This is a genomic window from Olivibacter domesticus (assembly GCF_900109575.1).
In the GTDB taxonomy this organism is placed as follows: domain Bacteria; phylum Bacteroidota; class Bacteroidia; order Sphingobacteriales; family Sphingobacteriaceae; genus Olivibacter; species Olivibacter domesticus.
Window position 1 is genome coordinate 551,724 of the sequence record NZ_FOAF01000002.1, and the last position, 12,303, is coordinate 564,026.

Consider the following 12,303-nt stretch of genomic DNA (forward strand, 5'->3'; position numbering starts at 1 on the left):
CCTAAGCAGGGTCTACCAATTTTTTAAACGTGATATAATTGTTAATACTAAAATTCCAGACAAATACGAGTGCTATTGCCATTGCTTTGCTTAGATAAAAATGAAGACTAGCGTATTGGGTAAAAAGAAATAGAAAAAGAGAATTAAGTGCTAAACCGATAATACTAAATAGTAGAAAATAGCCAAACTGAACACCTATTTTCGTTCCTTTGTTGGCAAATGTCCAAGATTTATTCAGGTAGAAGTTATTCACGACAGCTACTGAGAAACCTATACCATTTGCTAAATATTGGTTAGCACCTATCTTCTCTTTAAAAAGATAAGTAAAGGCAAAGTCGAGTATAAAGCCTATTCCCCCAATTATTCCAAATTTTATAAACTTCTGCATCTTTTCTTAAGATAAAGAAACAAATTATAGATTAAAATGCTCTAAGAAACAATGCTTTAACAAAAAGCTTAACGAAATAATAACGCAATTTTAATACGAGCACAACTGCCGATAAGTTATTACATTCAAAAAGCAGGATAATATTGTATTTTATCTAATTTTGAAGGAAATGGTCGTAGATATGATAAAAATTATTCCAGCAAACGTAGGTCAAATAAAAATTATTCAAAAAATAGCCCAAAAAACCTGGCCTGCTACTTTCAGCAGTATACTTTCATCGAAGCAAATTGACTATATGTTAGATATGATGTATAGCGATGAAGCCTTGCAAGCACAAATAACGAATCTTAATCACTGCTTTTTATTGGCTGCTCAAGACGATGTATACCTCGGATTTCTTTCATACGAAACACCCTACAAAGGTGAAGCTAAAACTAAAATACATAAGATTTACATAATGCCTGAAGCCCAGGGATTAGGTATTGGCAAAAAACTGATGGGGGCTGTCGAAGCTATTGCCACAAATAAAGGCGATAAGCAGCTACTCCTTAACGTAAACAAACACAATGAAGCCGAGAAATTTTATAAATATTTAGGTTTTGAGATAATCGCGACTGAGAATATTGATATTGGATCTGGATTTCTAATGGAAGATAAAGTAATGGCGAAGGAAGTAAACAAGTAAGATCTTTGATATATCTAACATAAATGAGTAAACGTTTATGTTAGATATCGAATTATAAATTAGCTTTAAGTACGGGATTAAATGTGCCACCCCAATTATCGTTTTGTTCAATTTTGGGATTTTAATCTATCACGCTTTCTTGAAACCACAAAGGTATTATAAGGAGCTCCAACGTTGAGCGAAGGACAGCTAGTGAAATTGTTTAGAGAAAGTCTTCCCTCATGGGAGTAAAAACATCAAGCAACTCTCCTTTCTCCAAACAAACACAGCCGTGTAATACGTTAGAAGGCATTAAACATGTGTCGCCGGCAGCAATAATTCGTTTCTCTTCTCCGATAGAAAATTCAAATTTACCCTGTACAACGAAAGTTGATTGGGTATGGACATGCTGATGAATAGCACCAATAGCACCCTGCTCAAACCGTACCCTCACCACCATCATCTCATCGTTATAAGACATGATTTCTCTAGAAACACCCGCTCCCAGATCAGTCCAATTTTCTTCTTTAGCAAAATTAAACATAAGTGTTAACCTTTCATCTTTAGAAATTAGCATGAGCTATTTTCGAATATGATGCTTGATGTTATTATTTTTAAAATGCTTTAGCTCGAAGATCGAACTAAAACATTTTAGTAAACCATTTAAAAGAAAAATTAAAATATTAGCTCAACAGGCTTTTTTTCCGTTGATAGGTCTCCCAAAGCAATTCACCAAATAAGGTATTTGTCCATGCAAACCAAGAACGGGTAAATTTAGTAGGATCATCTTTATGGAAAGACTCATGCATAAAACCTGTTCCTCCATGACACTTTTGAAGTGTTTGTATGCATATTTTAATTTCATCATCGTCTGAACTGGTCAGCGCACGCATGACAATACTCATCGGCCAGATCATGTCTTTACCGATATGCGGTCCGCCTACCCCTTCCCCTGCTGTTCCCTTATAGAAGAATGGATTATCTTCTGAAAGTATAAATTTGCGTGTATTAATATACCGGGGGTCGTCTGCTTTCACTGCTCCGAGATAAGGTAAAGACAATAGACTCGGAATGTTAGAGTCATCCATTAACAAATGTCCACCATAACCATCTGTTTCGAACACAAAAATTTCACCATATTTAGGATGGTTGGTGGTTGCATATTTAGTGAGCGCATCATCAACCTCTTGAGCCAAGGTTGTTAGTTCTTTTGCAAGGACATTATCGTTATGGATCGTCTTCAGCATTTCTGCAGCCTGTCTTAGCGAAACCACAGCAAAAAAATTAGATGGAATTAAAAAGGATAAAACGGTCGCATCATCACTCGGACGGAAAGAGGAACAAATCAGTCCCACCGGATTTACGGGATAACCATAACCGTCCATAGGCAAGGTGTCAGTGGCTCTTCCAGTGACGCGCTCAAAATGGTAAGGGCTTGTTCCATCCTTTCTTTGTTGTTCCTTAAATGTTTGCAAAATATTTTGAATTGCCTCTTTCCAAACAGCATTGAAAGGTGTCGTATCTTTTGTAGTCTTCCAATAATGATAAGCCAAACGGATTGGGTAACACAAAGAATCGATTTCCCACTTCCGCTCATGTACACCTGGACGCATATTCGTTTTATCTTTTGCCCATTCCCCTACTTTCTCAGGATCATCGTAAAAGGCATTCGCATAAGGGTCCTTTAAAATATAATCTACTTGTCTATTGATCACACCAGCTATAAGGTCCGCCAAGTGCTTGTCATCTTTTACCAAAGCCAAGTACGGCCATACCTGTGCACTACTATCCCTTAACCACATAGCATCAATATCGCCTGTAATCACGTAGGTATCAGGCACGCCATCTGTGGATTGAAAAAACACAGTAGTATCCAGTGTATTAGGGAAGCAATTACCAAAAAGCCAAGCAAGTTCCTTGTTCTTTACTTTGCTTTGAAAAGTTTTAATTACTTTTTCTACTGCCGTACTTGTAAAATTCCGCATATTTTCTGCCACTCTTACTTCTGGAAGATTTTCAGACTGTGCAAATGCCAGATTATTACTTAAATAGTAGCCAGCACCAAGGGCCATTGTACTTTTGATAAAATTTCTTCTTTCCATTTCAATTATATATTAGCTACTGGGAATTAGGATTTAACAATTTTCCCTATTCCCTTTCCCCAAACAAAGGTTCATATCTGCCGTAAACATATATAATTTCCGCTATAAAACAAATTTAAAAGAGCTCAGGAGAAGTCGGCTAGACAAGCCGGTCAATATTTTTATTGTAAAAACTATTATACATCTGTTTAAAATAATTTAATGCAGGATGTATAGTATGTTGGTGATGCGCTAGCACAATTTCAGTACTCACATGAATATTAGAAAATTCCGTAAAAACTAATTTCAGATAAGGATATTGATCCTTTACTGATACCGGAACTAAAGCAATACCTAATTCATTTTCGACCATACATAAAATAGAATGCATATTATTACATTCATGCATTATTTCAGGATAAAACCCCAAACGATTGCAGCAATCGAGCAATTTATTATGATAATCAGGTGCGTAATTACTATTATAGGAAATAAACGTTTGCTCTTTTAACCAAGCTGCATTAAGCTCATAGGGCATATTAACCGGACAGACTAAAGCAAACTTATCTAAATCTAGTGATTCGATATGTAATTGAACGGAATGTATGGGCGCTCGGATAATGCCAACATCCAATTTACCTTCTTCCAACGCTTTTATTTGTTTGGAAGTTGACGCTTCATAAAGTCGTGTTTTTAGCAAGGGGTATCGTTGTCTAAGTGCCTTTAAAACATTCGCTAATGCTGTCTTCGGCGTGGAGCTAATATAACCGATTTTGAATTCCCCACTGGTCGATTCATGAATCTGCTTTACTAATTGTTTACTTCTTTCCAGCTGCCTAATTAATGTATCACATTCCTTTAAGAAATAAGTTCCGGCTTCTGTTAATTCAACCCGTTTGTTGTTTCTACGAAACAGTAACACTCCCAGCTCTTTTTCAAGTTCCTTTATCTGTCTTGTTAGTGGAGGTTGTGAAATATGTAATTGGACCGCAGCTTTACTAAAATGCAAAAGTTCTGCAACAGCTTTAAAATAGAGAAGATGTCTTAATTCCATAATACCTTAAAGGTATCAATAATTACATAAAATAGTATTTTTAAGATATAAATTATACAGGTAATTTTGTCATAACAGCATTAAATATAAAATCAATATGATGAATCAATTCTCAAGCAAGTCTACGGTACAAGAAATCAAAGAAAGATTTGACCAAGATGTGGAACGCTTTTCAAATTTAAATACTGGGCAGCAAACAACTATCGATGCCACTTTGAACATGGATCTTATTATTGATAGTATTGTGGCTTTATCACCAAACCTTAAAAACATTTTAGATGTAGGGTGCGGAGCGGGAAATTACACCTTAAAATTGTTATCAAAAAAAGCCCCGCTATCATGTACTTTATTAGACTTAAGCCTACCAATGCTTGAACGAGCAAAGGAACGAATTGAAAAAGTAAATAAAGGTGATGTCAATCTGATTCATGAAGATATCCGCACGGCTCCATTGAAAGAAAACCATTACTGCGCCATAATGGCATCGGCTGTTTTACATCATTTAAGAGATGACCAAGATTGGGAAGAGGTTTTCAGTAAATTATACCGCCTACTGAAACCAGGAGGTAGTTTGTGGGTTTCAGATCTAATTGTCCAAGAAAATGCAGCGCTTCAACAAGTAATTTATAATGAACGTTACGGGAATTACTTAACAGCGTTAAAGGGCGCGCAGTATAGAAACGACGTTTTTGACTATATAGCAAAGGAAGATTCACCCCGATCTCTTAATTATCAATTAAAATTATTGGAAAAAGTTGGATTTAAAAGTGTAGAATTACTACATAAAAACCTATGTTTCGCTTCCTTCGGCGCAATTAAATAAAGTTTATTTGCTCAGTAGCTCGAGTAAATCTTCCCACTCTTCTTCAAGTGGTTTTGTGGGCATCACTTGTTTAGCGCGATTATACCAATAATTTGCATTCCATAAATCTCCTTCTTTACGATGCAGATAGGCATGTACATGGGCGGAAGTTTTATCTTCCAGATGATCAATAAGACTATGGGCATGATGCCAATTACCCTTTGCATCATACCATAGCGCTTGTAAGTGAACCGATATACCTTCTAGCGGTGTATCTTGTTTCAAAGATCTTTTAAATGTTTCTAATGTCAAAATTGCGTTCGTTAGTAAAGAACCATAAAATTCAAAAAATATCATCAAAAAACCAAGAATATTTATCTTTAATGCCCAATAAATACAACACCTAGGGGTGTAATCTTCTCCAAAAAGATTGGCCACAATACGAAGTACCCCACTGATTTATTGGCGATTATTAATTATCAATGGTACTTATAAAAATTTTGGCACAGTTTTTTCTTAATGGCAATCAATATGTTGTTTTTTGAAAACATATATAAAAGAATAAAAGTTATGAATAAGATATTAGCCATATGCTTGATAGCTGGAATCAGCTTTACAGCATGTAATAATAATAATGCAAAAGAAGAAGCGTTAGCGAAAGAAGCAGCGCTAAAGCAAGTAAAAGACAGTTTAGCTTTAGATAGTTTCAAAAAAGCTGAAGTTGCAGAAAAAGAAAGGTTAGAAAACGAAAGATTAGAGCAAGAAAGATTAGCAACACAAGCACGTCAGCAATCGAGCTCTAATGCTTCAAGTGCTAGTTATCAAGATGCCAATCAGGGCGACCAGTATTATGAAGCGAACGAGTCTGATGCACAACCGGTAGCTACTGCGCCTGAGAAAAAAGGTTGGAGTGATGCCGCCAAAGGTACTGCGATTGGTGCTGGAGCAGGTGCTGTAGTGGGGGCTTTGATTGATAAAGATAAACGATTAAGAGGAGCGGCTATCGGCGCTGCTATCGGCGGTGGTGGTGGATATGCCATCGGACGAAAAAAAGATCGTCAAAGCGGCAGAGTTCAAAAATAATACCACAATTATATTAAACTGAGATGCCCAATGGTTGAAAAGCCATTGGGCTTTTTATTGACATTCTAGTCTATTAACCTTATTCCCGGTCAAGCAAATTTCTTACGACATAGATATAGCTGGCTATAGCCCATCTTTTTATTTACGTCCTTCATCTCTTGTAAGTATTTCATCGATCATGCCAAAGCCTTTTGCTTCTTCAGCGGTCATCCAGTAATCACGGTTTGATGCTGTGTGTACCCAATCGTATGTTTGACCACTGTGATCGGCAATGACCTGATAAAGCTCTTTCTGTAACTTCAATATTTCCCTTGCATTGATCTCTAAGTCTGCTGCTGTACCTTGCATGCCACCGGATGGTTGATGAATCATAACTCTGGCGTGCTTTAAAGCAGCCCTTTTATTAGAAGCACCTGCACATAGAAGGACTGCTCCAAAAGACAACGCAATGCCTGTACAAATTGTCGCGACATCAGGATTAATATATTGCATGGTATCATAGATGCCTAATCCAGCATATACCGATCCCCCCGGACAGTTGATATACAATTGAATGTCTTTTTGATTATCTACCGACTGTAAGAATAATAGTTGTGCCTGAATAATATTGGCTATACGATCGTCCACGGCTTCACCTAAAAAAATAATTCGATCGATCATTAGCCTTGAAAAAACATCCATTTGTGCCACATTTAGTTGGCGCTCTTCGGTAATATACGGTGTCATTGACATAGCTATCCTTTCGTCCATTTTCCTTGTATATACGTCAAAAGTGTTCCCACTCATCCCGTAATGGGATACAGCAAATTTTCTAAATTCATTCATTTCTTTGATTTTATTTATACGAGGAACAGATTCTTTATTGTTTATTAAGTAACCTGCTCATTACATATTGGTATTTCTTAGCTATTTTTTAAAAAAGTCTTTTATCTTATCTATAAATTTTTTGTGGACCGGATTAACGAACAGTTCATGTTCAACTCTTGTCAGCTGAGCTCTTAAATTCTCCCGACCATAAGCCCTGATAATTTGGTAAGTCTTCTCTTGACAGTATAGCTCATCTTTGAGTTCTTCATCTATTATTATACGTGCATCCAAAAGCAATTTTTCTTCTGGTAACAGTTGGTTCTCGATGTAGTTTTCCAAAAATTTCAACTTATTCAATGAAGTCCTCATAATGCAGTGTTTTCTTTTTAATGAAATCCCGTACCTTTTCTAAGCATTTGAATTTTTGAACGGTTGCTGAACGCTCACTCGCAAAACCAAATCGTTCCGCCACTTCGGTCATCGAAAGTTTATCATAATAAAATGTTTTCAATAATGCTACACATCGCTCACCGGCCTTCAATAAGAGCCGCGTTAGGTGTTTATCGGAAATTTGCTCGTCATTTACCTTTTCAACCAATTCTATTTTATCGCTTAGGGGTTCGCAATTCACGCCCAATTTAAATTGATGGTTCCATAAATGCCTTGCTATGCCGAATATATAAGCTTTCTCCGTCTGTTCGATTTGTTTTTCAGTTCTTAAGACCTGTTCATAGTATATAATCAAGGCATCCTGGAAGATGTCTTTCGCCTGTTCAAGCGTACCTTGTCTTCTACTAATATATTTAACCACCACAGGGAACACTTCTTTATAAAGTCGCATAAACAATCCATCAGAAATATTTGACTCCATAGCTACCTGACTTAAAGAATTCATGTTACATACTTTTTATACTATGTGCATTTTTTTGGCAAAATATCACTAAAAAATTTCATCGATATATTTTCTACTTTACCAAGCATCCAGTATCGCTTATTTATTCCTAGATTGCAAATTTATGCTTAATGAGAATTCCTTGGTAATTTAGATTTTAAGTTTACCCCTGAAAACAAGGATTTGCCCGTCGAACATCCTTTATACCACGAGCATAAAGAAGGCACTTAAATCAGCCGTCAGCTATTTTATCAGGTAGAACTGGCGATTGAGAATCACATCTATCTTAAAGTACACCTACTTCAATATAAGAGGTATTTGTTTGATCATGATAAATACGATGTGTTGCCTTCTGGAAATCGCTATCGTTGGCTTCCTTATAGATATCTATAAATTTCTGTGGATTTCTGTCAACTAATGGAAACCACGAATTTTGAATTTGAATCATGATACGATGCCCTTTCTTGAAAGTATGGGCAATATCCGGTAAACTGTAATTAACAGCCGTAATTTCGCTTGGCACAAAAGGTGCTGGCTTTTCGAAACTATTACGGAATTTGCCGCGTAGGACTTCTCCCCTTACAAGCATTTGATATCCACCCATTACAATGTTTTTTGGGTTAGGCATCGGATTAAGTGCGTTATCAGGGTAAACATCCACCACCTTTACCACATAATCAGCATCAGTACCTGTCGTAGATACTTTAAGCTTCGCCAATAAAGGACCTGTTAACGTAATATCTTCCGTTAGTATGTCACTTTGATAAACCATTACGTCTGGCCTTTTCGAAGCGAAACGCTGATCGTCAATCATATACTCCCTACTTCTCGATTGATTTACCCCCTGTTGGTAAGGTACAGGAGCATTCGGATCACTTACATACTCATCAAAGCTATTGCTTTCCGTAGGCTTTTCAAAGCTTAGTTTCCCATTTGCCTGCAGATACAATTGTTTAATGCTTGCTTCTTTTGGCGGCCAAGTGTCAAAGTTCTTCCATTCATTACTTCCCGTAATAAAAATAGTCGCTTCTGCAGAATTAAATTTACCTTTTCCTTTCAAGTAATAATTAAAGAAGGGCAGCTCCATATTTTTTTGGTACCAAGTACTGGTTTCCTGTCCGAACGAAATGTCGCCGAAGAAGCTGCCATTACTTCTAACCCATCCTCCATGAAACCAGGGTCCCATTACTAAATGGTTGTTCGCTTTTTGATCTTGTTGTTCAATTGCTTTATAAGTATGTAAGGCGCCATAGGTATCTTCCGCGTCAAAGAATCCGCCAACCACCATTACCGCTGGTTTTATAGCTGTTAGATGAGGGGCAATTTCACGCGCCTTCCAAAAAGTATCCAATGTGCCGTGATTTGTTACATCATTCCAGAATTTAATGCTATCGCCGAAATAACGTTCTTTTACATGCTTCAATGCGCCTATTTTCATAAAGAATTCATAATTGTCATTCATGGTGAATGCCACCTTGTTTGTAGCCTTATCTGGTGTTATTGGTCTTGGTCTGGGAACACCAAAGCTACTATAAAAACTGAATGCGTCTGCTAGGAAGAAAGCCCCATTATGATGAAAGTCATCTCCCCTGAACCAATCCGTTACAGGAGCTTGCGGAGAAGCAGCCTTTAAAGCAGGATGAGCTCCCGGTAAAGCAGCAGTAGAATAAAAACCAGGATAGGATATCCCATAAATCCCTGCTTTACCATTATTATTGTCTATATTTTTCAGTAGCCAATCTATAGTGTCATAGGTATCACTACTTTCGTCAATTTGTTGTTTATTTTTTTTCTTGTTTATATGTGGTCTTATATCCTCATAAGTTCCCTCGCTCATCCACTTCCCTCTTACATCTTGATAAACAAACACATAGCCCTCCTTTATAAATAGTGGATCGGGACCCAATGTTGCTTTATAGTTATTTTCTCCGTAAGGAGCTACTGTATAAGGCGTACGATTAATTAAAAACGGATATTTTTGAGAATGATCCTTAGGAATATAAATAGAAGTAAAAAGTTTCACGCCATCTCGCATGGGAATATAGCGCTCAATCTTCGTGTAATGTTCCCGAATATACAGTGAATCTTCATTTTGTTGAGCAAAAGCATCAAAAGCAATCGAAAAAAAGAAAAAGACAAGTAAAAATCTAAATATTTTCATCCGTATATAATTATTTATGAGTGAAGGCTCTCATTGGCATAAATGAGCTCGTTACACTCGGTTTGTTTTTTAAGGCGATGAAGCTATCATGATTTATTTTTCACTTTTTGTATGTTTTTCAGCGGCGTTCAAGAGAGCGCTACGCTTAGTTCATTTCACTGTGTGATCGGCAAATCATGATGGTTTCATGTAATAAGATTTATGATGGTATAAATATAAGAATAGTTTACTTGTTTTATCAAGCGGAAGGCATAATGGAGTAATGAATTATGAATGATAAGTGATGAATAATGAATTTTAGCGAAAAGCGGAAAGCTCGCAACTCATAACTGACAACTCGTAACTAATAACGAATAACCAATAACGAACAACCAACAACGAATAACTAATAACTAATAACCAAAATTATATAAACCCTTCTTGTTATAATATAAAACATCCACATTTTTTTTTCTTAGCTTTGTACCAGTGAAGAAATTATTTGCTTTCATATTAACCTTTTTGTACCTCGGTATAGCAACGGGGTTTAGCACATACAGCCATTATTGCATGGATAAATATGTGGAAACCACCCTTTGGCAAAAAGAGATGAGCAAATGCAACGTATGCGGCATGTCTAAAACCAAACATGCTTCAAAAAAGAATTGTTGTAAAGAAGAACAGAAACAGGTCAAATTAGAAAAGAGTCATCAGGCTTCTGAATTTGCATTCAAGCAGCTACAAGAATTTTCTTCCATTATATTACCAACATCATACGCGGGCCAAAACATTTCTGCAATAATAAATATAACAGCAGAATTTCCTAATAGCAATGCACCACCCAGCAAAGAATATAACTCCATTTATATTCTAAATTGCACCTACCTTATTTAATTCCTTCCTTTTAGCGCTACTCAATATGATAGAGTAGAAATGCGTATCGAAATACCTACGCTTTGCCCTTTTTATAGTTTAAGTTTTTGATAAGCGAACAGATTAAATCTATAAATAGCTTTTACAACGTGAACTGATAATTTAAAACGGCAGTCATAACAAATAAGGTTCAACAATAATTTAATTAATAAAACAAATACATCCATGGTTCACCGTATCATTGATTGGTCGTTACGTAACCGATTTATTGTCTTAGCACTAAGTCTAGGATTATTTATTTGGGGTGTTTTCTCCGTAAAAAGAAACCCCATTGATGCCATTCCAGACCTTTCTGAAAATCAGGTAATTGTTTTCACAGAATGGATGGGTAGGTCTCCACAACTTATCGAAGATCAGATCACCTATCCTATGGTCACCAATTTACAAGGTATGCCCAATATAAAATATGTCCGCGGTAGTTCCATGTTTGGTATGAGTTTTATTTATGTCATTTTCGAAGATGATGTAGATATTTATTGGGCCCGAGAGCGGGTATTAGAGCGTCTAAGTACGGTGGGCAGCACTCTTCCGCAAGGCGTCACCCCTACCTTAGGCCCCGACGGAACGGGAGTTGGCCATGTATTATGGTATACATTGGATGCTCCTAATATAGATCTAGGTGAACAAAGGGCTATTCAAGACTGGTATGTCAAATTCGCACTGCAAAATGTTTCCGGTGTAAGCGAAATTGCTTCCTTTGGTGGTTTCCAGAAACAATACCAAGTTACCATAAACCCTAATAAGTTATTATACTATAAACTTTCAGCAGCTAATGTAATTAATGCAATACGAGCAAATAATAATGAAAGTGGTGGGCGTAAATTTGAGATGAGCGATGTAGGGTACATCATTAAAACAAGTGGTTATTTACAATCAATAGCAGATATAGAAAGTATCCCCGTAAGTAATCAGCAAGGAAATCCTATTCATGTATCAGATATTGGCACTGTTCAAATGACAGGCGAATCGCGATTAGGAATATTCGATCAAGACGGCGAAGGGGAACGTGTTGGTGGTATCGTTGTCATGCGTTACGGAGAAAATGCGGCGGAAGTCACAGAAAAGGTAAAAGAGAAAATGAAAGAAGTGGCTAAAGGACTCCCCGAAGGTGTAAAATTTGATATTGTATACGACAGAGGTGAACTAATTAAAGAATCTATTGCATCAATTAAACATACCTTAGTGGAAGAAATGATAGTTGTTTCACTAGTGGTTATACTCTTCTTATTCCATTGGAGAAGTGCACTCAGCATCATTATTCAAATTCCTATTACCATCGCTATAAGCTTTATTCTCTTAAATGCTTTTGATATATCTTCCAATATAATGTCATTAACAGGTATTGCCTTAGCAATTGGAGTCATCGTAGATAACGGTATCATTATGAGTGAAAATGCCTATAAGCATCTTGCTGAGCGATACAGTGAGAAACAGCTAAAAAATATAAAAGGAGTATAAA

14 protein-coding genes are annotated in these 12,303 nt (G+C 36.6%); 5 read left to right on the forward strand and 9 right to left on the reverse strand.

The annotated features are described in order from the left end of the window. Nucleotide 1: 1 nt before the first annotated feature. Nucleotides 2-388 (reverse strand): GtrA family protein, encoded by a 387-nt coding sequence (locus BMY50_RS12830; RefSeq protein WP_093324892.1) that lies wholly within the window; start codon nt 386-388, stop codon nt 2-4. A 181-nt stretch (nt 389-569) separates the two neighbouring features. Between BMY50_RS12830 and BMY50_RS12835 the strand changes: the two genes are divergently transcribed. After that, on the forward strand, nt 570-1,073 hold the full coding sequence (locus tag BMY50_RS12835; protein WP_093325812.1) for a GNAT family N-acetyltransferase: 504 nt from the start codon (nt 570-572) through the stop codon (nt 1,071-1,073). A 202-nt stretch (nt 1,074-1,275) separates the two neighbouring features. Here BMY50_RS12835 and BMY50_RS12840 read toward each other — a convergent pair whose 3' ends face one another. The 3 genes from BMY50_RS12840 to BMY50_RS12850 all read right to left on the reverse strand — a co-directional run bounded on the left by BMY50_RS12840 (nt 1,276) and on the right by BMY50_RS12850 (nt 4,187). After that, entirely contained in the window at nt 1,276-1,629 is a 354-nt protein-coding gene (locus BMY50_RS12840; RefSeq protein ID WP_238383752.1) for a cupin domain-containing protein, read from the reverse strand. Between the two features lie 106 nt (nt 1,630-1,735). Next, nucleotides 1,736-3,154 carry a glycoside hydrolase family 125 protein gene (locus BMY50_RS12845; protein WP_093324895.1) on the reverse strand — a complete coding sequence of 473 codons (1,419 nt, stop codon included), beginning with the start codon at nt 3,152-3,154 and terminating at the stop codon, nt 1,736-1,738. 139 nt (nt 3,155-3,293) lie between these two features. Further along, nucleotides 3,294-4,187 carry a LysR family transcriptional regulator gene (locus BMY50_RS12850; RefSeq protein ID WP_093324898.1) on the reverse strand — a complete coding sequence of 298 codons (894 nt, stop codon included), beginning with the start codon at nt 4,185-4,187 and terminating at the stop codon, nt 3,294-3,296. A 97-nt stretch (nt 4,188-4,284) separates the two neighbouring features. On the opposite strand from BMY50_RS12850, the gene BMY50_RS12855 reads away from it, so the two are divergent. Continuing rightward, the gene (locus BMY50_RS12855; RefSeq protein WP_238383753.1) at nt 4,285-5,010 is read left to right on the forward strand and encodes a class I SAM-dependent methyltransferase; all 726 of its coding nucleotides are present in this window, start codon (nt 4,285-4,287) and stop codon (nt 5,008-5,010) included. A gap of 3 nt (nt 5,011-5,013) precedes the next feature. Here BMY50_RS12855 and BMY50_RS12860 read toward each other — a convergent pair whose 3' ends face one another. After that, nucleotides 5,014-5,274: a hypothetical protein gene (locus BMY50_RS12860; protein WP_238383754.1), complete on the reverse strand. Its 261-nt coding sequence runs from the start codon at nt 5,272-5,274 to the stop codon at nt 5,014-5,016. Between the two features lie 285 nt (nt 5,275-5,559). Between BMY50_RS12860 and BMY50_RS12865 the strand changes: the two genes are divergently transcribed. Further along, nucleotides 5,560-6,072, forward strand: coding sequence for a YMGG-like glycine zipper-containing protein (locus BMY50_RS12865; protein WP_093325824.1), 513 nt, complete (start codon nt 5,560-5,562; stop codon nt 6,070-6,072). A 138-nt stretch (nt 6,073-6,210) separates the two neighbouring features. On the opposite strand, the gene BMY50_RS12870 is transcribed toward BMY50_RS12865, so the two are convergent. The 4 genes from BMY50_RS12870 to BMY50_RS12885 all read right to left on the reverse strand — a co-directional run bounded on the left by BMY50_RS12870 (nt 6,211) and on the right by BMY50_RS12885 (nt 9,932). After that, nucleotides 6,211-6,858, reverse strand: coding sequence for an ATP-dependent Clp protease proteolytic subunit (locus BMY50_RS12870; RefSeq protein WP_377533653.1), 648 nt, complete (start codon nt 6,856-6,858; stop codon nt 6,211-6,213). A gap of 120 nt (nt 6,859-6,978) precedes the next feature. Further along, nucleotides 6,979-7,248 carry a hypothetical protein gene (locus BMY50_RS12875; protein ID WP_093324905.1) on the reverse strand — a complete coding sequence of 90 codons (270 nt, stop codon included), beginning with the start codon at nt 7,246-7,248 and terminating at the stop codon, nt 6,979-6,981. Further along, nucleotides 7,229-7,774, reverse strand: coding sequence for an RNA polymerase sigma factor (locus BMY50_RS12880; RefSeq protein WP_093324908.1), 546 nt, complete (start codon nt 7,772-7,774; stop codon nt 7,229-7,231). Before BMY50_RS12880 ends, BMY50_RS12875 begins: the two co-directional genes overlap by 20 nt. 283 nt (nt 7,775-8,057) lie before the next feature. After that, nucleotides 8,058-9,932: a CocE/NonD family hydrolase gene (locus BMY50_RS12885; protein WP_093324912.1), complete on the reverse strand. Its 1,875-nt coding sequence runs from the start codon at nt 9,930-9,932 to the stop codon at nt 8,058-8,060. A 468-nt stretch (nt 9,933-10,400) separates the two neighbouring features. On the opposite strand from BMY50_RS12885, the gene BMY50_RS12890 reads away from it, so the two are divergent. Together BMY50_RS12890 and BMY50_RS28605 are read left to right on the forward strand one after the other, a co-directional pair. After that, entirely contained in the window at nt 10,401-10,805 is a 405-nt protein-coding gene (locus BMY50_RS12890; RefSeq protein WP_202907828.1) for an HYC_CC_PP family protein, read from the forward strand. A gap of 204 nt (nt 10,806-11,009) precedes the next feature. Next, nucleotides 11,010-12,302, forward strand: a complete 1,293-nt coding sequence (locus BMY50_RS28605) for an efflux RND transporter permease subunit (protein ID WP_093324916.1) — start codon at nt 11,010-11,012, stop codon at nt 12,300-12,302. Nucleotide 12,303: the final 1 nt, after the last annotated feature.